At 58.3% G+C, this 21,431-nt stretch carries 15 protein-coding genes and 2 tRNA genes; 11 read left to right on the top strand and 6 right to left on the bottom strand.

What is annotated here, in order from left to right:
- The first annotated feature begins 43 nt into the window (after positions 1-43).
- The 3 genes from AC4OVS_RS08195 to AC4OVS_RS08185 all read left to right on the top strand — a co-directional run bounded on the left by AC4OVS_RS08195 (position 44) and on the right by AC4OVS_RS08185 (position 3,696).
- The gene (locus AC4OVS_RS08195; protein WP_045308603.1) at positions 44-1,339 is read left to right on the top strand and encodes a serine hydrolase domain-containing protein; all 1,296 of its coding nucleotides are present in this window, start codon (positions 44-46) and stop codon (positions 1,337-1,339) included.
- A gap of 260 nt (positions 1,340-1,599) precedes the next feature.
- Positions 1,600-2,901: an MFS transporter gene (locus tag AC4OVS_RS08190; RefSeq protein WP_023300503.1), complete on the top strand. Its 1,302-nt coding sequence runs from the start codon at positions 1,600-1,602 to the stop codon at positions 2,899-2,901.
- 6 nt (positions 2,902-2,907) lie between these two features.
- Positions 2,908-3,696, top strand: coding sequence for a substrate-binding domain-containing protein (locus AC4OVS_RS08185; RefSeq protein WP_063150055.1), 789 nt, complete (start codon positions 2,908-2,910; stop codon positions 3,694-3,696).
- Here AC4OVS_RS08185 and psrA read toward each other — a convergent pair.
- Entirely contained in the window at positions 3,668-4,570 is a 903-nt protein-coding gene (psrA, locus tag AC4OVS_RS08180) for an L-proline-binding transcription factor PsrA (protein WP_023300505.1), read from the bottom strand. The genes AC4OVS_RS08185 and psrA overlap by 29 nt on opposite strands.
- 266 nt (positions 4,571-4,836) lie before the next feature.
- Here psrA and mtfA point away from each other — a divergent pair, with 266 nt between their 5' ends.
- Positions 4,837-5,634 carry a DgsA anti-repressor MtfA gene (gene mtfA, locus AC4OVS_RS08175; protein WP_022648578.1) on the top strand — a complete coding sequence of 266 codons (798 nt, stop codon included), beginning with the start codon at positions 4,837-4,839 and terminating at the stop codon, positions 5,632-5,634.
- On the opposite strand, the gene AC4OVS_RS08170 is transcribed toward mtfA, so the two are convergent.
- Positions 5,631-6,839: an MFS transporter gene (locus tag AC4OVS_RS08170; protein WP_491922311.1), complete on the bottom strand. Its 1,209-nt coding sequence runs from the start codon at positions 6,837-6,839 to the stop codon at positions 5,631-5,633. The two genes, mtfA and AC4OVS_RS08170, sit on opposite strands and share 4 nt — an antisense overlap.
- A 138-nt stretch (positions 6,840-6,977) precedes the next feature.
- Between AC4OVS_RS08170 and AC4OVS_RS08165 the strand changes: the two genes are divergently transcribed.
- From AC4OVS_RS08165 to AC4OVS_RS08140, 6 genes are all read left to right on the top strand, one after another.
- Positions 6,978-8,720, top strand: coding sequence for an IucA/IucC family protein (locus AC4OVS_RS08165; RefSeq protein ID WP_491922310.1), 1,743 nt, complete (start codon positions 6,978-6,980; stop codon positions 8,718-8,720).
- A complete protein-coding gene (locus tag AC4OVS_RS08160) occupies positions 8,720-9,667 on the top strand; it encodes a GNAT family N-acetyltransferase (protein ID WP_045623407.1) in 948 nt (315 codons plus the stop codon). Before AC4OVS_RS08165 ends, AC4OVS_RS08160 begins: the two co-directional genes overlap by 1 nt.
- Complete coding sequence (iucC, locus tag AC4OVS_RS08155) at positions 9,664-11,406, top strand: aerobactin synthase IucC (RefSeq protein ID WP_425968102.1); 1,743 nt, start codon at positions 9,664-9,666, stop codon at positions 11,404-11,406. Before AC4OVS_RS08160 ends, iucC begins: the two co-directional genes overlap by 4 nt.
- Positions 11,403-12,728 (top strand): lysine N(6)-hydroxylase/L-ornithine N(5)-oxygenase family protein, encoded by a 1,326-nt coding sequence (locus AC4OVS_RS08150; RefSeq protein ID WP_023306541.1) that lies wholly within the window; start codon positions 11,403-11,405, stop codon positions 12,726-12,728. The genes iucC and AC4OVS_RS08150 overlap by 4 nt, the downstream gene beginning before the upstream one ends.
- A gap of 26 nt (positions 12,729-12,754) precedes the next feature.
- Positions 12,755-14,944, top strand: coding sequence for a TonB-dependent siderophore receptor (locus AC4OVS_RS08145; RefSeq protein WP_048966154.1), 2,190 nt, complete (start codon positions 12,755-12,757; stop codon positions 14,942-14,944).
- Positions 14,945-15,111: 167 nt separating this feature from the next.
- Positions 15,112-15,187 (top strand) — tRNA-Asn (locus tag AC4OVS_RS08140).
- A 99-nt stretch (positions 15,188-15,286) separates the two neighbouring features.
- Here AC4OVS_RS08140 and cbl read toward each other — a convergent pair.
- On the bottom strand, positions 15,287-16,237 hold the full coding sequence (cbl, locus tag AC4OVS_RS08135) for an HTH-type transcriptional regulator Cbl (protein WP_003859532.1): 951 nt from the start codon (positions 16,235-16,237) through the stop codon (positions 15,287-15,289).
- A 96-nt stretch (positions 16,238-16,333) separates the two neighbouring features.
- A complete protein-coding gene (gene nac, locus AC4OVS_RS08130) occupies positions 16,334-17,251 on the bottom strand; it encodes a nitrogen assimilation transcriptional regulator NAC (protein ID WP_022648585.1) in 918 nt (305 codons plus the stop codon).
- Positions 17,252-17,571: 320 nt separating this feature from the next.
- On the opposite strand from nac, the gene AC4OVS_RS08125 reads away from it, so the two are divergent.
- A tRNA-Asn gene (locus tag AC4OVS_RS08125) sits at positions 17,572-17,647 on the top strand.
- Positions 17,648-17,729: 82 nt separating this feature from the next.
- Here AC4OVS_RS08125 and ldtA read toward each other — a convergent pair.
- Positions 17,730-18,662, bottom strand: a complete 933-nt coding sequence (ldtA, locus tag AC4OVS_RS08120; RefSeq protein ID WP_032671311.1) for a L,D-transpeptidase — start codon at positions 18,660-18,662, stop codon at positions 17,730-17,732.
- Between the two features lie 62 nt (positions 18,663-18,724).
- Complete coding sequence (locus AC4OVS_RS08115; protein ID WP_023300513.1) at positions 18,725-21,418, bottom strand: cation-transporting P-type ATPase; 2,694 nt, start codon at positions 21,416-21,418, stop codon at positions 18,725-18,727.
- Positions 21,419-21,431 lie beyond the last annotated feature (13 nt).

Raw genomic sequence — 21,431 nt, 5'->3', positions numbered from 1 at the left:
AGGTTCTTAAACTGAAGTCCTTCCTGAGCCAAACGAGATAAATATGAAAATCAAAACAAACCGCACACTGCTCGCGGCGCTGGTTGTCAGCAGCCTGCTCTCGCCCGCCGTCATGGCGGCCTGCAACGGTACCGACCTCACGACCTGTCCGGCGCCTTTCGATGCCAGACTCCCGGACGCACATACCATGCTCACCTGGAGCCAGGCCGATCGCGTGGTGGGCTTTCGCAATGACTACCGCAACTACGCGGGCGATGTGTTCCGCCACGGCAACGCAACGCCGCTGCTGCCCGCAGAAAAACCGCTCACCGATGCCCGCTATCAGGTGAAGGGTAAGATTTACAATCTTCAGGATTACCTGAAACGCCAGAACGTCAGCGGCATGCTGGTGCTGAAAAATGGCAAAGTGGCCTATAAATACCTGGGAGAAGGCAATACCAACTCAACGCTCTGGACGTCGCGTTCCGTGGGCAAATCGGTGGTTTCCGCGCTGGTGGGCGTTGCGATAAAAGAGGGTAAAATCCACTCCCTGGACGACCTCATCACCCAGTACGAACCGGATTTAAAAGGCACCGCCTGGGAGGGCGTAACGCTAAAACAGCTCATCACCCACACCTCGGGCGTGGCGTGGAACGAAGATTACACTAACCCGCAGTCAGACTTCGCCCGGCTTACCGAATGCGAAGCGAAACCGGGCACCTACGACTGCGTGCGCACCCTGGTGAAAGGATTACACCGTGAACACCCGGCGGGTGAAAACTGGTCCTATTCCTCGGGTGGCGCCTGGCTGTTAGGCGATGTGCTTGAGCGCGCCACCGGCATGACGCTCGCGGCGTATCTGGAGAAAAGCATCTGGCAGCCGTACGGCATGGCGAGCGACGGCGTGTGGCATGCCTACAGCAAAGGCCAGCACGACGTGGGAGCGCATGGGTTCAACGCCACGCTGGAAGACTGGGGGCGTTTCGGGGAGTTTATCCTGCATAACGGTACATTGCCGGACGGAAAGCAGATCCTCCCCGAGGGCTGGGTGAAGCAGTCCTCAGCCTGGACACAGGCCAAAGGATCGGTGTCCGCCGCGCATCCGAAAGGCTTGTACGGCTACCAGTGGTGGAACAACGAAGTGCCGGCCACCGCCACAAACGTGGAGCCGAAAGTCGAAAATTCGCTGAAGGATTCCCTGTGGGCGCTGGGTATTTTTGGTCAGATGATCGTGGTTAATCAGAAAGAAAAACTGGTTATCGTCCAGTGGTCCACCTGGCCGCAGGCAGAGCCGTCATTCAGCGCCCAGCCGCTGGAAGCGTCGCTGATGTTTAGCGCGATTGCCAACGCGCTGCGCTGATAATCCCAAGCCAGGCCCCGCCTGGCTTCTCACCTGCGCGGTGTCACAAAACTGATATATCAGCAACTTAGCGAAATGTGGTAAATAAAAGATCACCGAAATGTTAAGTTATTGTTGAATATGTAAATACTGGTCAACGCTTTGTCATTAATGCACCACACGCATCAGTCCATGCGCGATTTGCGCTTATCAATTTCCACTTCCTGATCCAGTTTTCAGAAACAGACGAGCATAACGTCACTATAAAACTGGAGATAATCATGGTTTCCTCAACCTCACCTGCAACGGTTCGTTCGAAAGCGGGCGCAATTTTCCGCGTCACGTCGGGCAACTTTCTTGAGCAATTCGACTTCTTTCTGTTCGGCTTTTATGCCACCTACATCGCCCACACGTTCTTCCCGGCAAGCAGTGAATTTGCGTCGCTGATGATGACCTTCGCCGTCTTTGGCGCGGGCTTTCTGATGCGTCCGATCGGGGCCATTGTGCTGGGGGCTTACATTGATAAAGTGGGCCGCCGTAAAGGGCTGATCGTCACCCTGTCGATTATGGCCGCCGGAACCTTTCTGATTGTGCTGATCCCTTCTTATCAGAGCATTGGCCTGTGGGCGCCGCTGCTGGTGCTGACCGGCCGCCTGTTGCAGGGCTTTTCGGCAGGCGCCGAGCTGGGCGGGGTTTCGGTTTATCTGGCGGAGATCGCCACGCCGGGCCGCAAGGGTTTCTACACCAGCTGGCAGTCGGGTAGCCAGCAGGTCGCCATTATGATCGCGGCGGCGATGGGCTTTGCGCTGAATATGGTGCTGGAAGAGAGTGCCATTCGCGAATGGGGGTGGCGTATTCCGTTCCTGTTTGGCTGTCTGATTGTGCCGTTCATCTTTTTCCTGCGCCGCAAACTCGAAGAGACCGAGGAATTCAGCGCCCGTCGCCACCATCTGGCGATGCGTCAGGTCTTCACAACGCTGCTCGCCAACTGGCCAGTAGTCATCGCGGGCATGCTGATGGTGGCGATGACCACCACCGCGTTTTACCTGATCACCGTTTACGCACCGACCTTCGGTAAAAAAGTCCTGATGCTCAGCGCCTCGGACAGTCTTTTGGTCACGCTGCTGGTAGCCATTTCTAACTTCATCTGGCTACCGATTGGCGGTGCGCTGTCGGACCGCTTCGGACGCAAACCGGTGCTGATCGCCATGACGCTGCTGGCGCTGGCGACCAGCTATCCGGCACTGACGATGCTGGCGGCAGCCCCGAGTTTCTCCATGATGCTGACCGTGCTGCTGTGGCTCTCTTTCCTCTACGGCCTGTATAACGGCGCGATGATCCCGGCCCTGACGGAGATCATGCCAGCAGAGGTGCGTGTGGCGGGCTTCTCGCTGGCTTATAGCCTGGCAACGGCGGTCTTTGGCGGTTTCACGCCGGTGATTTCTACCGCCTTAATTGAGTACACCGGCGATAAAGCCTCCCCGGGCTACTGGATGAGCTTTGCCGCCGTTTGCGCCCTGCTGGCAACGCTTTATCTCTATCGTCGTCGCACGTTAATCCTGCAAACCGCCGTTAAGGAGTGATCCCTCATGCTTACATTCAGAACGGTGATTGCCGCCCTGACCTTCGCCACCCTCAGCGCGGGCACGCTTGCGCAGGAGGTAACGGTGATGATTTCTGGTGGCTTCAAAGCGGCGCTGGAGAAGCTGACGCCGCAGTACGAAGCGCAAAGCGGCGACAGGCTCATTGTGGTCTCCGGCCCGTCGATGGGCAAAACACCGCAGGCCATTCCGGCCCGGCTCGCCCGGGGCGAAAAAGCGGACGTGGTGATTATGGTGGGCGATGCGCTGGCGAAACTGGAACAGGATCGCAGGACGGCGGCGGGCTCCCGCGTGGAGCTGGCGGATTCGCCCGTCGGGATGGTCGTCAAAGCGGGCGCGCCGGTGCCGGATATCAGTACGGTACCCGCCCTGCGGCAAACGCTGCTGAAGGCGCATTCCATGGCTTATTCCGACAGCGCCAGCGGCCGGTATGTTGAGAGCCAGTTGTTCCGTAAGCTGGGCATCGACGGCCAGGTCCAAAATAAAGCGCACCGGGTTGAGCGCATCCCGGTGGCGTCTGAAGTGGCAAAAGGGAAATACGATCTCGGCTTTCAGCAGGTGAGCGAGCTTCTGCCGGTCCCGGGCGTGACGTTTGTGGGTAAGTTGCCTGACGACATGCAGTACATTACCCGTTTCGCCGGAGCCGTAACGCAGAAGGCCGACCATCCCGAACAGGGAAAAGCGCTGCTGGCCTTTCTCTCCTCGCCACAGGCGGCCAGCGTCATTACGGCAACGGGCTTAACGCCCGTCAGTGCACCTCGCGATACTGCTCGGTGATCAGCGTTTCGAGTTCGGCAGCAATGTAGGACTGGATCCGCCCGCGGCGGCGAATCAACCCCACGGTTCGCCTGACCTCTGGCTCGGTTAAAGGCACCGACGTCAGCAGCGAATGCTCTGCGCGGGGCATTGACATGGCGGGAACGGCCGCAATGCCGATCCCGGCTTCAACCATCCCGAGCATAGTCGTCACGTGACGCGTTTCGCAGATGCTGGGGCGCTCAGGCCGAATATGTCCGACCCGCTGGTCGAGAAGATTGCGGTTGCCGGAGGTCTTATCCAGACCGATATAATCCTGCTGATAAAAAGCCTGCCACGTCAGGCTTTTTCTTTTTGCTAGCGGGCTGTCTCGTCGGCAGGCGGCCACGTAGACGTCCTCCACCAGCGGGACAAACTCGATGTCGGGCTGTAAACTCCGGGCAAAGCAGATACCAAAATCCGCCTGTCCGCGTGTGACGGCCTCGATAACATTTCCGGCGCTGCTGTCGATAAGTTTAATGCGCACGCGGGGGTAACGGGACTGAAAGCGGCGGATCACATCCGGCATAAAGTAACAGGCGGCTGACGGCACCGTCGCCACGGTGATCAATCCCGTGCGCTCCTCGCTGGCCTTATCGATATCCGAAAGCATGGACTCCACGTCGACAAGCAGTTGCCCGCACCGGTCGGCAAAGGTCTGTCCATACAGGGTCAGCGTGACGCGCCGGGTGGTTCTGTCGAACAGTTTTGTCCCCAGTGCCGCCTCCAGCTTTTCAATTCTGCGACTCAACGCCGACTGGGAAAGGCAAATAGACTCTGCCGCAAGACGGAAATTGCCGTATTCCAGTAAAGCGCGGAAGGCGTAGAGATCGTTGAGGTCAAAATTGACGGGCATACTGACGGGATCCTTAAGCACGGTAGGGTAAGAAGAGATTTATCATAGCCGCGTACGACATACTTCACAAAATGAAGGGGATACCCCTAAAGCGCTATCAACCTGACGGCACATAGTGATAGTTTATGCGGGCTGGATTCCTCTTAAACAGGCTGCCAGTCTGCATGCCGCCGAAGAGGAGTGTCATACTGCTTAACAGAGTATGTTGGCATGCTAACAGCCCCTGACCTTTCCATTTTGTTCACGTGCGAGTAACGAGCAAAGCGATGATTAAGTGGCCCTGGAAAACGAACGAAGCTGGTCGAAATATGGCGCTGCCCTGGGATGAGGCTCTGGCGATCCCCGTGCTGGCTAATCTCTTGCCTGAAGAGCAATCAAAGCTGATTCAGCTGGCCGAGCGTTTCTTACAGCAAAAACGGCTGGTGCCGCTACAGGGCTTCGAACTGGATCCGCTTAAAAATTCGCGCATCGCCCTGCTCTTCTGCTTACCGGTACTGGAGCTGGGTATCGAATGGCTGGATGGCTTCCATGAAGTGCTGATCTACCCGGCGCCGTTTATCGTCGATGATGAGTGGGAGGATGACATCGGGCTGGTGCACAACCAGCGTATGGTGCAGTCCGGGCAGAGCTGGCAGCAAGGGCCGATCATCCTCAACTGGCTGGATATTCAGGACTCGTTCGATGCCTCGGGCTTCAACCTGATCATTCACGAAGTAGCGCATAAGCTGGATACCCGCAACGGCGATCGCGCCAGCGGCGTGCCGCTGATCCCGCTGCGTGAAGTCGCGGGATGGGAGCACGACCTGCACGCGGCGATGGAAAACATTCAGGATGAGATAGACCTGGTGGGTGAAAGCGCGGCCAGCATTGATGCCTATGCCGCGACCGATCCCGCCGAGTGCTTCGCGGTGCTGTCCGAGTATTTCTTTAGCGCACCTGAGCTTTTCGCCCCACGCTTCCCGGCGCTGTGGCAGCGTTTCTGCCAGTTTTACCAGCAGGATCCGCTCCAGCGTCTGCGGCAAAGTGAGGACGCAGCCAGCACCTCCTCTCATCCGTTCCACTAATGTTCAGCAGGGGTACGATCGGTCGATCGTACCCACACGCTCACCGCGAGAAACAGCAGCGCCATTCCCCATGCGGCAGTAATCAAAAACTGCTCACCGTAAAAGCGCGTCACCACGGGTACCAGCAGCGCACTGGCCCCGTACCCCAGCGTATGGCTGGTGGCGATCACCCCTGCCCCTTTGCCCGTCGTCAGCCGATCGTTGAGCAAAAGCTGGTATCCCGGCGTGGCCATGGCGGCACCCAGCGAGGTGATGACAATGCCCACGTAGAACAGGGCTAAACTGGCGAGACACATCAGCCCAAGCCCCGCCACCATCAAGACCGCGGCAATTAAGAGTAAAACCCTCGGGCTAAAATGCTGCGGGCGGACCACCAGAAACTGCGCCGCCAGGGTCGCCAGCGCGGCCAGGCTCAGCAGCAGGGCGACATGATGGCTGATTTGCACGGCATCGCCATTAAATAACGGATGAAGATGCGGCGATAAACCAAGCTGCATCAGGCTGACCAGCGCCGCCAGCAGCAGCGCCAGCAGCAGGAAAGGCATCATAGAGGCCTGTAACCGCGTCGACTGGTGCGCCACCGGCGGCAGCGGGGGATCGGCGGCTTCGCGCAGCACCAGAAGCAGCGCGATAAACGGCGCCAGCGCCATCAGCCAGAGCGGTGCGACCGGGCTGACGCTGAGCATCAGCGCGGCCAGAGGCGGTCCCAGCAGACGCCCGCAGCTAAGGCCAGAGCTTATCGTTGCCAGCGCTGCCATTCTTTTATCCAGCCCCGCGCGTTGAATGGCCCACGTCTGGGCCGCAGGCACCAGCCCCGATACCGTCAGGCCGTACAGCATGCGCGACAGAACCAGGCCCGCCAGTCCCCAGAGGGCATTCAGCGCGCCGTTGGCCATCGCCCAGACCACCAGCGCCATCACGACGAAGCTCGCCAGATAGCCGCCTAACGAGGCCAGCATCACGACCTTACAGCCGTGCCGCTCGCTCTGGCGTCCCCACCAGGGCGATGCGGGTAAAAAGAGCATCGAGCCGAACATCAGCAGCCCGGCCCAGACGGAGAGCGACAGTCCGGTCAGGGAGACCAGCTGCGGCAGCATGACCAGCAAACCGTTTTGTCCGATACCCAATAAACCGGCGCCCAGTGCAAGGGGCCAGTTTGCCTTCGGGGCCATATTGTCTGTGATGTTCTCAGTACAGGTGCGCATAGAATTGTGAAGATAATGTCAATAAATGTGTGGAAATTATGAAGTTTATGAAAACAAATATTGCAAAAATAGTTGCGGCTGTAAACAGAATGAATATCATAACGAGAATTATTATCAGTCATGGAATGAGGTACATCTATGCGTGCTCTGCCCCGCTCCGCCGGTACAGATGTTGCGGCCCAGTGTTTTTTGAACGCGCTGCTGCGCGAAACGAAGGACTGGCACTATCTTCCCGCAACCCGTGCGGATGAGTTATCGCAGATACATATCCCGCTCTCACCAACCCAGGCCATCCGGGTTCCGGTACGCTATTTCTCCCCCACGCAGCATCACCAGTATTGTTTCCCGGCCACGCTGATTCAGGCCGACAGCGACGGCGGTGACACGGTCACATTCCATCAACTGATTGATTTCATACTTGAAAAAGAGACAGTAAAAGGCGCTCTGGACGCCGATACGCTGGCGCGCTTTAAGCAGCGCGTCCTGGAGAGCCATACGCACACCTGGCAAGCCATTGATTTACGCCACAACTGGGCAAACCTGCGCGATAAGCCGCTGACCTTTGCCGAAGCGGAACAGGCGCTGCTGGTCGGCCATGCTTTTCATCCTGCCCCAAAATCGCACGAGCCGTTTAACGAGGCCGAGGCGCGCCGCTATCTGCCGGATTTCGCCTCGCGCTTCCCGCTGCGCTGGTTTGCGGTTGAGCATGAACTGATTGCCGGGGACAGTCTGAACGTCTCCCTGCGTGAACGTCTGCTGCGCTTCGCGGCCCAGAGTGCGCCGGATCTTCTCGGCCACTTCACCGACACCCGCTGGCTGCTGCCGATGCATCCGTGGCAGGCTGCCTATTTGCTGGAGCAGCCGTGGTGCCAGCGTCTGGTTGAAAAAGGCGCCCTGCGGGATCTTGGCGAGGCGGGCGCACAGTGGCTGCCTACCAGCTCTTCCCGCTCGCTGTACAGCGAAACCAATAGCGACATGATTAAGTTTTCCCTCAGCGTGCGGCTGACCAACTCCGTGCGCACGCTGTCGGTCAAAGAAGTTAAGCGCGGCATGCGCCTGGCGCGGCTGGCGAAAACGGCACGCTGGCAGGAACTCCAGGCGCGCTACCCGACCATGCGCGTGATGCAGGAAGACGGCTGGGCCGGGCTGCGCGATGAAAGCGGCGTCATTCAGGAAGAGAGCCTGATGGCCCTGCGCGTCAACCTGCTGTTTGATACGCCAGATACCCAAACCAACGTGCTGGTGAGCCTGACCCAGGCGGCACCGGACGGCGGCGACAGCCTGCTGGCGGCGGCGGTGCGCCGTCTGAGCCAGCGTCTGGATCTCCCGCTCGCCCAGGCCGCACGCTGCTGGCTGGACGCCTACTGCGACCGCGTATTGCTTCCGCTGTTCAGCGCCGAGGCGGACTACGGTCTGGTCCTGCTGGCGCACCAGCAAAATATCCTCGTTGAGATGCAGCAGGATTTCCCCGTTGGGCTGATCTACCGCGATTGTCAGGGCAGCGCCTGGACCGAAGGGGCCGACGCGTGGCTGAAAGAGGCAGGCGAAACCGAGGTGGAAAACCGCTTCGGTGAGAGCCAGCTGCTGCGCTACTTCCCTTATTACCTGCTGCTGAACTCTACCCTTGCCGTCACCGCCGCGCTCGCCGCTGCCGGCTTCGACAACGAAGAGAACCTGATGCCCCGCGTGCGTGACGCGCTGGCCAAACTGCGCACGACGGCGAAGCAGACCCGCTGCCTTGATTATGTGCTCGACAGCCCGACCTGGAACTGCAAAGGCAACTTCTTCTGCTACCTGCACGATCGCAACGAAAACACCATCGTCGATCCGGCGGTGATCTATTTCGACTTTAGCAACCCGTTTTATAAGGAGAAGGCGTGATGGCAAACGCGAATATCGTCCATTCCGGCTACGGCTTTCGCTGTACGGCCACGGAACAAAACCTGCCGCTGACGCTGGGTCTTGACGGCAGCGCGGTCCTTGCGCGTCTGGCCGGGCTCCCGGACGGCTGGCTGGTGGACGCCCTCGACCAGCTGTTTGTTGCCGCACCCGCCCTGACCGGCATTACCCTGCCGTGGGCCGCCTGGCAGGATGAACCTCAGGCGCAGGCGCTGTTTAGCCTCGCAAACGGGGATTATCTGGCGCGCGAAATATTCTGGCAGCTGCCGCTGTGGCTGAAAGGCGAACGTCCGCAGGCGAGCGGCGGAATGCAGTTTGATGAAAGCCGTCAGCTGTACTTCCCGCTGCGCCCTCATCGTCCGCAGGGCGAAGTGTATCGCCGTTACGATCCGCAGATTAAGCGCACCCTGAGCTTCCGCGTGGCGGACGTGGCGCTGGACGGCGAGCGTTTTACCCGCTGGATGAACACCCCACGCGTGAACGCCTTCTGGGAGATGGCGGGCCCGCAGGCCGAGCAGGAGAACTACCTGCGCCGTCAGCTCGACTCGACCTATTGCTACCCGGTGATCGGCTGCTTTGACGACCAGCCGTTCGGCTATTTTGAACTTTACTGGGCGGCGGAAGACCGCATTGGCCGCCACTATCGCTGGCAGCCCTATGATCGCGGACTGCACATGCTGGTGGGTGAAGAGAACTGGCGCGGGGCGCAGTATATCCGCAGCTGGCTACGCGGCCTCAGCCACTATCTGTATCTCGATGAACCGCGTACGGCGCGCATTGTGGCGGAACCGCGCTTCGACAACCAGCGTCTGTTCCGCCATCTGGCATCCGCCGGTTTTGACACGTTGAAAGAGTTCGACTTCCCGCACAAACGTTCCCGTCTCATCATGAGCGAGCGTCACCGCTTCTTCCATGAGGTGGAACTGTGAACGCGCTCTGGCAGAAAGTGAACCGCGAGATGGTGGCGAAGATCCTCGCTGAACTGGAATATGAACGCACCCTGCGCGCCGAGCCGGTTTCGGCGGACTACTGGCGCATCAGTATGGGCAACGCGACCTGGCAGTTTAGCGCCACGCGTGGGATCTGGGGCTGGCTGCATATTGACCCTGATACCCTGACCACCGCCAGCAGCGCGGCGGTCGAAGCGGAAAACGCGCTGCTGCAACTGGCCACCGTGCTGGAGATGAGCGACGCGCAAACGGCGGAGCACATGGAAGATCTCTACGCCACGCTGCGGGGCGACATGCAGCTGTTGCAGGCGCGTGACACGCTGGATGCCGATGCGCTGATCCACCTCGACCCGGACGAATTACAGTGCCTTATGCGCGGTCACCCGAAGTTTATTTTCAACAAGGGACGCCGCGGCTGGGGGCTGGATGCCCTGCGCCTTTACGCGCCGGAATATCGCGGGCGTTTTCGTCTGCACTGGGTCGCCGTGCAACGCGATCGTCTGGTCTGGAGCAGTGACGCCGATTGCGATATCAACACCCTGCTCGCCAGCGCCATGGACGATGCCGAGCGCAACCGATTCGACGCCCGCTGGCAGGAACTGGATCTGGACGACAGCTGGCTGCCGGTGCCGCTGCATCCGTGGCAGTGGCAGCAAAAAATTGCCATTCATTTCCTGGCACAGCTCGCGCGCGGTGAGATGGTGGAGCTGGGAGAGTTCGGCGATGAGTATCTGGCGCAGCAGTCCCTGCGCACGCTGACCAACGCCAGCCGTCGCGCGCCGTATGACATCAAGCTGCCGCTGACCATCTACAACACTTCCTGCTACCGCGGTATTCCGGGCAAGTATATTGCCGCCGGTCCGCTGGCCTCGCGCTGGCTACAGCAGCAGTTCGCCAGCGATGCCACGCTGATTCACTCCGGGGCGCAGGTGCTTGGCGAACCCGCAGCCGGATATCTGTCGCATCCGGGTTATGCCGCATTGCCTGAGGCGCCGTACCGCTATCAGGAGATGCTGGGGGTGATCTGGCGCGAGAACCCATCCTGCTATTTACAGGATGGCGAACAGGCGGTGCTGATGGCCGCGCTGATGGAAACCGATAACGACGGGCGCCCGCTGATTGACGCATGGATCAAACGCTCGGGGTTAACCGCAGACGCATGGCTGGAAAAGCTGTTTGAGGCGACGGTGATCCCCTTCTATCACCTGCTCTGCCGCTACGGGGTGGCGCTCATCGCCCACGGCCAGAACGTCACGCTGGTGATGAAAGATTACGTCCCACAGCGCATTCTGCTGAAGGATTTCCAGGGCGACATGCGCCTGGTGGACGAGGATTTCCCGCAGGCGCAGAGCCTGCCGGAGCAGGTAAAAGCCGTCACCGCACGCCTCAGTGCGGATTACATCATCCACGACCTGCAAACCGGCAACTTTGTCACGGTGCTGCGCTTTATTTCCCGTCTCACCCTGCAATGCGGCGTGAGCGAAACCCGCTTCTATCAGATCCTGGCGCAGGTGTTACGTCGCTATATGGCCGCCCATCCGGATCTTGCGGCGCGCTTCGCGAAGTTCGACCTGTTTAAGCCGCAGATTATTCGCGTGATCCTCAACCCGGTCAAACTGACCTTCTCTGAACACGATGGCGGCAACCGCATGCTGCCGAACTACGTCTGCGATCTTGATAACCCTCTTTTTCTGGTCTCCCAGGAGTCAGCGCAATGAAAACCTATGATTTCATCGGCATTGGTATCGGTCCGTTCAACCTCAGTATTGCCGCGCTGGCAGAGGGGCTGGACGGTTTTAGCTCGCTGTTTCTTGAACGCAAGCCGCACTTCTCCTGGCACCCGGGAATGATGGTACCGGACTGCCATATGCAGACCAGCTTCCTGAAGGATCTGGTCAGCGCCGTGGAGCCAACCAACCGCCACAGCTTCCTGAACTACCTGGTACAGCGCAAAAAGTTCTACCGTTTCCTCACTACCGAGCAGCGCACCGTCTCGCGCGAGGAGTTTGCCGACTACCTGTGCTGGGCGGCGGATAACCTGACTAATCTGGCCTTCAGCCAGCAGGTGCAGCAGGTCAGCTTTGATGAGCAAAACGGTCTGTTTGAGGTCGTGACCCAGCGGGATCGCTTCCTGGCGCGCCACGTCTGCGTGGGGATTGGGAAGCAGATCAATCTGCCAGACTGCGTCACCGCGCAGGACGACACCTGCTTCCATGCCAGCGAAATGATGCTGCGCACGCCGGATTTAGCAGGCAAGCGCGTCACCGTCGTCGGCGGCGGCCAGAGCGGTGCGGATCTGTTTTTGAATATCTTCCGTGGGGAATGGGGCCAGCCGCTGAGCCTCAACTGGATCTCGCGTCGCAACAACTACAACGCGCTGGATGAAGCCGCGTTTGCTAACGAGTATTTCACGCCGGAGTATGTGGACAGCTTCTCCACCCTCGGTGACGACGCCCGTCGCCAGATGTTGCAGGAGCAGAAGATGACCTCCGACGGGATCACCACGGAGTCGCTGCTGGCCATCTATCGTGCCATGTATCACCGCTTCGAAGTGCTGCGGGAAAAACCCTGGGCGCACCTGATGCCGTCCCGCTCGGTGACGGCGCTGACGCGCCAGGAGAACGGGCAGCGCCTCAGCATCCAGCATCACCTGGACGGCGGGCGCGAACAGCTGGAGAGCGATGTGGTGATTTTCGCCACCGGCTACCGCGCCGTGCAGCCCGCGTTTCTCGCCCCGCTCTCTTCCCGACTGCGTCTGGATGAGGATGAAGCCTTCTGCATCAACAACGATTTTACCCTTGAATGGGACGGCCCGCAGAGCAACCGCCTGTTTGCCGTCAATGCCGGGATGCACCGTCTCGGTATTGCCGAACCCCAGCTCAGCCTGATGGCCTGGCGCGCGGCGCGAATTCTGAATCGCGCTCACGATGACGAGCCGTTTGAACTGGCAACCACCCCCGGCGTGATCCACTGGCGGAGCACCACCAGCCCGGAGAGCAGCCAGGTTTTTAAATCATTAATGAAGACCACCGAGTACTGACACACACATTCAGGATCAACATAACAATGAAACGTTCTCATCTTTGGGTTTTAAATCCGTGCTTGCTTGCCATGCTTTCTACCTCTGCGTGGGCGGAAGAACAAAAGGAAGAAGATATTGTGGTTTCTGCCAGCCGGGCACATCGCAGCGTGGCAGAGATGGCGCAAACCACCTGGGTTATAGAGCGGGCGGAAATTGAGCAGCAGGTTCAGGGCGGGAAAGAGATTAAAGAGGTGCTGGCCCAGCTGATCCCCGGCATGGACGTCAGCAGCCAGGGACGTACCAACTACGGCATGAACCTGCGCGGTCGCTCCATGATGGTGATGGTGGACGGCGTGCGCCTGAACTCGTCCCGCAGCGACAGCCGCCAGCTCGACTCTATCGATCCGTTCAACATTGACCGTATCGAAGTCATTTCCGGCGCCACCTCGCTGTACGGCGGCGGCAGTACCGGCGGTCTGGTGAACATCGTCACCAAAAAAGGCCAGCCGGAGACCGAAGTGGAGTTCCAGACCGGGGCAAAAAGCGGGTTTAACAGCCATAACGACCATGATGAGAACGTCTCAGCAGCCGTGAGCGGCGGCAACGACAACGCCTCTGGACGTCTGTCGGTCTCCTATCAGCGCTACGGCGGCTGGTATGACGGCAACGGCGACGAGGTGATTATCGATAACACCCAGACCGGCTTGCAGTATTCCGACCGTATCGACGTGATGGGAACGGGCACCATCAACATCGACGATCATCAGCAGCTCCAGTTAACCACTCAGTACTACAAGAGCGAATCCGACGGCAAACACGGGCTGTTCCTCGGAGAGAATTTCGCTGCGGTCACGGGCGATGCCAAAGCCTATAACAAAGACAACCTGGACTCTGACCGTATCCCGGGCACAGAGCGTCACCTGATCAACCTGCAGTACTCGAACACCGACTTCTGGGGGCAGGATCTGGTTGCGCAGATTTACTACCGTGATGAGAGCCTGACCTACTACCCGTTCCCGACGCTGAGCAAAGGCGCGGTGACCAGCATTGGCGCGTCCCAGCAGAAAACCGATTTTTACGGCGGCAAGCTGACGCTAAACAGCAAGCCGATGGACGACCTGACCCTCACCTGGGGTGTGGATGCCGATCACGAAACGTTCGACGCCAACCAGCAGTTCTTCGACTTAAGCAAAGCGGCGGCGAGCGGCGGCATGGAGCTGGACAACGCCTACAACGTGGGCCGTTACCCGGGATACAGCATTACCAACCTCGCGCCGTTCCTGCAAGCCAGCTATGACATTGACGCTATCACCCTGAGCGGTGGCGTGCGCTACCAGTACACCGAAAACAAGGTGGACGATTTTGTCGGTTACGCCCAGCAGCAGGCAATCGCCACGGGCAAAGCCACCTCCGCTGACGCGGTGCCGGGCGGGAAAACCGACTACAACAACTTCCTGTTTAACGCCGGGATCCTTGGACGTCTGACCGAACAGCAACAGCTGTGGTTTAACTTCTCCCAGGGCTTCGAAATTCCAGACCTGGCGAAGTACTACGGCTCCGGCACCTATCAGCTGGTCGATGGTCACTATCGCCTGCAAAACAGCGTGAACGTGAACGACTCAACGCTGGACGGTATTAAGGTCAATGCTTACGAGCTGGGCTGGCGCTTCACCGGCGATAACCTGCGTACCCAGGTGGCGGCCTACTACTCGCTCTCGGATAAAACCATCACCATCAACAAGAGCGACATGACCATCAACCTGGAAGACGACAAACGTCGTATCTATGGGATTGAAGGCCAGGTGGATTATTTCTTCACCGACAGCGACTGGAGCACCGGGGCGAACTTTAACGCCATCAAGTCCGAAACGCGTGAAAACGGGAAATGGGAGAAGCTGACGGTCGACAGCGCCAGCCCGTCGAAAGCCAGCGCATGGGTGAACTGGGCGCCGGGCGACTGGGCCCTGCGCGTGCAGAGCACACAAACCTTCGACGTGTCTGACGCCGACGGTAAGAAGATTGATGGCTATAACACCGTTGATTTCCTGGGTAGCTACGCCCTGCCGGTGGGCAAAGTCAGCTTCAGCGTGGAGAACCTGCTGGACAAAGACTACACCACCGCCTGGGGCCAGCGCGCACCGGGGCTGTATAGTCCAACCTACGGTGCACCGGGTCTTTATACTTATAAAGGCCGTGGACGTACGTTTGGTCTGAACTACTCCGTTCTGTTCTGATCCTGCGCGCCGCCTGTCTGCGGGCGGCGCGATTTGCTGTGCAATTTGAAAGCAAATTTGCTATTAAATCATCGGTTTGCTGAAATTGTCGGCAAACGAACAAAAACGGTGTTTTCCCCTTTGACAAGGCGCACGCAGGTCGATAATATGCGCCTCGTTCACACGATTCCTCTGTAGTTCAGTCGGTAGAACGGCGGACTGTTAATCCGTATGTCACTGGTTCGAGTCCAGTCAGAGGAGCCAAATTTAAAAAGCCTGCTTTTAAAGCAGGCTTTTTGCTTTTGTGGGTTCGGTAAATTTGCCGGGTGGCGGCTGCGCCTTACCCGGCCTACTGATTAGCGACTAAATCTGATAATCAATCGCCACCTCTTCCGGCTCCATCACCTGGCGTTTGATCTCATCCACGGACAGCCCTGCATTGCACAACTCGATAAATCGCCACACGTAGTTGCGCTGAAGCTGCCCGCGCTTTAGCCCCAGCCAGACGGTATTCGCGTCGAAAAGATGACGCGTATCCAGGCGCACCAGATTTCCGGCTTCATATTCTCCGCCAGACTGCTCGGCCACCAGGCCAATCCCCAGCCCTAACTCGACGTAGGTTTTGATCACGTCGGAATCCTGTGCGCTCAGCACCACGTCCGGTGTGAGCCCTTTACGCTTGAACGCTTCATCAATGCGCGAGCGTCCGGTAATGCCCTGCCGGTAGGTAATCAGCGGCCATTTGACGATCTCTTCCAGCGTCAAGGGCGAAACCTGATTCAGCGGGTGATCGGCGGGTAACAGCAGGCTGTGATGCCAGCGGAACCACGGGAACGCCACCAGCAGCGGGTCGTTGCTCAGCCGTTCACTGGCGATACCAATATCTGCCCCACCGTTATGCAGCAGCACTTCGATTTCCTGCGGCGTGCCCTGGATCAGTTCCAGACGTACGTCCGGGAAGATCTCACGAAATGCTTTGATAACGGTCGGAAGACTGTAGCGCGCCTGCGTATGGGTGGTGGCGATTGTCAGCACACCTGACGCGTCGTTGGTAAAGAGATCTGCCAGCCGACGAACGTTGCTGGCCTCGTTGAGAATGCGCTCAGCGATGGTCAGCAATGCCTTGCCTGGCTCCGTCATGCCCAGCAGGCGCTTGCCGCGACGGATAAAAATCTCAATGCCTAACTCCTCCTCAAGCTCGCGGATATGTCGGCTGACACCCGACTGAGAGGTGTAAAGCATGTTAGCGACCTCGGTCAGGTTGTAATCCCGCCTGGCCGCCTCACGGATAATTTTAAGTTGCTGGAAATTCACGATTCACTCCGGCGCATCTGACATAAGGCTATTGTTAGAGTCAGCCGGGCTGGAGAACAAATAATAAAAACCAGCATCTTATGCTTATTTGGAATATCAGCTGACCAGTTGCAGCTCGCGATTTTCCAGCGACGGCTTACTGACCAGAGACATCAGGATCTCTTTCACCGCCTGCGCCTGCGGTGACAGGGAGCCGCGCGCGGACATATTCAACGACAGCGGTAAGCTCATGGATGGCGTGGTGATGCGGGCCATCCAGCCATTCGCCGCGCTGCACAGTGAACGTGCGGCAGACTCGGGCAGTACCGTTACCCCCATGCCGCTGGCAATGGCGGCAGTCAGCGTGGAGATGGAATCAATCTCCCCGATAATCTTCGCCGTCAGACGGCGCAGCGAGAACGCTTCGTCAACGCGAACGCGCACGGCGCTGTAGTCGCGCGGCAGGAACAGGTTCATCTCTGCCACGGCGGTTAAATCAATGCTCTGGCCGGGGCAATCACGGGTCCCGACCAGATAAAGATCTTCCTTAAGCAGCGGCTGGCTGGTAATCCCGGCAACCGGTGAGCGATCGTACAGCACCGCCATATCCAGCTGACCGTTGAGCAGTTTGTCATTGAGCACGGAACCACTGTTCTCATGCAGATAAACCAGCACTTCCGGTAGCTCCGCGCGCACCGCCTGAAGCAGCGGCATGGTTACCGACGATGCGGCCGTTCCCGGTGCCAGGCCGATGGAGACATTCCCGCTCAGGGTCTGACCTACGTTGTGCACGGCCAGTTGCGCCTGTTCGCACTGACGCAGGATCGTACGGGCATGGGTATATAAAATTTTTCCCGCTTCGGTAGGCGTTACGCCGCGCTTGGTGCGGATCAACAGTTGCTGGTCCATTTCGCCTTCCAGAGTCGCGACCTGCTGGCTCAGCGCAGGCTGCGCGATATGCAGCACTTCAGCCGCCTGGGTCAGGCTGCCGATATCGACGATTTTTACGAAGTATTTCAGTCGTCTTAAGTTCATGTTGCCCCCTGTTCGAAAATAGCGTGCCGGTAACGGCTGTATTGTTAAACAGGTTTTGCAATATGGATGCCAGGTTTTGGCAGCGAATAAATATCTTTGCTAAGCGGCTGAAAATAAGGAAAGCCAATCGCTGGTGCCTGTTTTCAGACAGCGACAACGGATTCCGATCTGCCCCATTCGGGGTATATCTGCACAATAATGGTGCATTCCGTTGGCAAAAACGTCAGTTTGCTGTTTTTGTCAGCAAACAGTCTAAAGTCGGCGATCCATCCTTTGACAAGGCGTACGCAGGTCGATAATATGCGCCCCGTTCACACGATTCCTCTGTAGTTCAGTCGGTAGAACGGCGGACTGTTAATCCGTATGTCACTGGTTCGAGTCCAGTCAGAGGAGCCAAATTTAAAAAGCCTGCTTTTAAGCAGGCTTTTTGCTTTTCTGCGTTTGGTAAGTTTGTCGGGTGGCGCTCTGCTTACCCGACCTACGGTCCTGTAGGCCCGGAAAGCGCAACGCCACCGGGCATTGCAAGCCTCACCGGCATCCCCGACCGCCGTTCCAGCTCAGCGCCCGCCCCTTCACTTATCAGCTGCGTCCTTTGCGCGGCCGAAATGGGCAGCGGCACTTTTCGGGTTGATTCAAATTCCGCGCGATTGCGTGAAAGCGGCTCGTGAACCTCTACCCAGCGGCTACCATCCGGCTCGGTGGTCACTTTTACGGGCTGATCGATAAGCTGTACCCGCGTCCCCACCGAAACGTTATCGAACAGGTATTTGATATCGTTATTACGCAGGCGAATGCAGCCCTGGCTGACGCGCAGGCCAATGCCGAAATTTGAGTTGGTACCGTGGATCGCGTACAGCCTGCCGATATAAAGGGCATACAGCCCCATCGGGTTATCCGGCCCGGCGGGCACGAACGCGGGCAACGTTTTCCCCTCCTTCGCGTAAGCACGTCGCGTGTTTGGCGTGGGTGACCAGGTTGGGCCTTCCTGCTTGCGTTCAACGGCGGTTACCCAGTTACGCGGCGTTTCGCGCCCGGCCTGACCGATGCCAATAGGCAGCACCTCAACCGTGTTGCTGCCGGGTGGATAATAGTAAAGACGCATTTCCGCGACGTTCACCACAATCCCTTCACGCACGGTTGGCGGCAGAATAAGCTGCTGCGGCACCACCAGCGCTGTACCGGCACGTGGTAAAAACGGATCTACCCCCGGGTTAGCTTCCAGCATATTGCTTAACCCTTGCCCGTGCTGCGCTGCAAACGCTTCGAGCGGCAGGGTATTGCCTTCAGGAACGGTGACAGTTATCGGCGCTCCCACCAGGCGGCTCCCCTCGGGGGGGAGTGGGTAGGTTACAGCAGATGCAGCGGGAACCAGTATACAAAGCGTAAAAACGAACGCGGCAAATCGAATCATAGTGTTCTGTACTCGGTCAAAGAGAAAGCCTGCCGGTGGGCAGGCTTAGCCAACTCATTCAGTTAACCTTTCGTCGTGCGCCATCTCCGGGTAAGGACTTTTTCCGCTTCCACAATCATGAACATTGCGAACCCGATCAGGAAGGTAATGATCCAGTAGCGGAACGGCAGCGCTTCGGTACCGAACAACATCTGCATAAACGGCGCATAGACGATCAGAAGCTGAAGGGCCAGAAGTACGCCGCTCACGATCCATATGCCCTTGTTAGCCAGCAGACCTTTACTCAGGGAGAAGCCGTCGGTGACGCGGCAGTTGAGCATGTAAAACCACTGGGCAGTGACCAGCGTTTGCAGCAACACGGTGCGGATGAACTCCGCCGAGTAACCGCGCGGTTGCAGCCAGGCCTCCAGCACAAAGGCGCTGATGGCAATCATCAGGCCGACAAACACCACACGCCAGATGGCGTAACCGTCCATCACGTGCAGGTTAGACTTACGCGGCGGCCGGTTCATGATGTCCTTCTCACCCGCTTCAAACGCCAGACCAAACGACAGCGTTGCCGAGGTTGCCATGTTCATCCACAGGATCAGTACCGGTGTTAACGGGATAAGGTTCCCCGCCAGCAGGGCAATAATGATCAGCAGGGCCTGGGCGATGTTGCTCGGGATAACGAACAGAATGGTCTTTTTCAGGTTGTCGTAGACCCGACGCCCTTCATGGACCGCCCGGGCAATGGTGGCAAAGTTATCATCCGTTAACACCATATCGGCGGCTTCTTTGGTGACTTCAGTACCTTTGATCCCCATCGCGATGCCGACATCCGCCCGCTTCAGCGCAGGCGCATCGTTCACGCCGTCCCCGGTCATCCCGACCACTTCCTGCTTACTTTGCAGCGCCTGCACCAGACGGAATTTATCTTCCGGGCTGGTTCGGGCAAAGATATCGTATTTTTGCGCCGCCTCGCTCAACTGGTGGTCGTCCATCGCCTCCAGTTCGCGCCCGGTAATGGCGCTCGCCGCGTTGCCAATACCCAGCATCTGACCAATGCTCATCGCCGTTTGTGGATGATCCCCGGTAATCATTTTCACGCGAATGCCCGCCTGCAAGCAGTCGGCAATGGCCGAAATGGCTTCCGGGCGCGGGGGATCCATCATGCCCGCAATGCCGAGCAGTATGACCCCCTCTTGCAGATCCGCATGCGTCAGCTCGCGCTGCCCGCTGGCGGCCGGTTTCCAGGCCGCAGCCACCATGCGCAATCCTTCGCGCGCATACTCTTCAATCTTCTCTTCCCAATAGTGCAGGTTGAACGGCTCCAGCCCGTTTTGAGTCTGCTGGTGCTGGCAAAGACGGAAAAGGACGTCCGGCGCACCGGTGATTAACATCACCTCTTCGTCGCCCAGGCGATACAGGGTGGACATGTATTTATATTGCGAATCGAATGGGATTTTACTGCGCAATTCGGCGTCAATTGCCGGAAGCGGGATTTTTGCCGCCAGCACCTTCAGCGCGCCTTCGGTGGGCCCGCCGGTGATTTTCCATAGCCCCTGCTCATCTTTGATCAGCTGGCTGTCATTACAGAGATCGACGGTGCGCAGATAGCGCTCCAGCACAGACCCCTGGGTCACGGTTACCGGTGTTGGATCGTCAACAGGGTGAATATTGCCCACCGGCTCGTAGCTGTCTCCCTCCACGCGGTAGGTGGTGTCCGCGGTAATCACCGCTTTTACCGTCATCTCATTCATGGTCAGGGTGCCGGTTTTATCCGAGCAGATCACCGTCATCGCCCCCAGCGTTTCCACGGTAGGCAGCTTGCGAATAATCGCCTTGCGACGCGCCATCGCCTGCACGCCCAGCGAGAGTATGATGGAGATAATGGCCGGTAAACCTTCCGGCACCGCCGCCACCGCAAGGCTAATCAGCGACAGCACCAGCTCTGATACGGGCATATCACGGAAGATAAGACTGAAAACGAACAGCGCCAGCATCATCACCAGAATGGTGATAAAAATGGTCTTGCCGAGCTTGTCCATTTGCACCATCAACGGGGTACGGTGTTTTTCAATGTCCGACATCATCTGGTTGATATGGCCGAGTTCGGTCTCCCCCCCGGTCGCCACCACCAGCCCTTTTCCCCCGCCGGAGCTGACGGTGGTGCCAGAATAAAGCAGGTTGTAACGGTCGCCTAACGGCAACTCCCCGTGGAGCGCATCGCTGCTTTTCTCCACTACCGTGGATTCGCCGGTAAGAATAGCTTCTTCCACCCGCAGGTTGTGCGCCTCTATTACGCGAAGGTCGGCAGGAATGCGATCCCCGGCGCGTATCACCACGATATCTCCCGGCACCAGCGCTGTCGTCGGGATAGTTTCATGGTTGCCCTGCCGGATGACCACAGCCTCGCTGGAGAGCATATTACGAATGCTTTGCAGCGATTTCTCCGCATTGCTCTCCTGAATATGTCCAATCAGGGCGTTGATGATGGCCACCCCAAGAATGACAAACATATCCACCCAGTGTCCCATTATCAGCTTCAGCAGCGCCGCCGCCAGAAGGACGTAAATAAGGACATCGTTGAAATGGGCCAGAAAGCGCAGCCAGCCAGGTTTACCCGGTTTTTGCGGTAAGGCATTTTCACCGTATTTTTCCAGTCTGGCGGTGGCTTCTGCACTGGTAAGTCCGTCCAGGCTGGATTGGATATTTGTCAGGGTTTCATCAACGGTCTGTTGATAATACGGATGGTGAGGCTTTTCTGTTATCATCGTTCCTTCCTCG

Source organism: Enterobacter sp. 4974935, from assembly GCF_058661735.1.
This window is presented reverse-complemented; position numbering and strand designations above follow the sequence as displayed.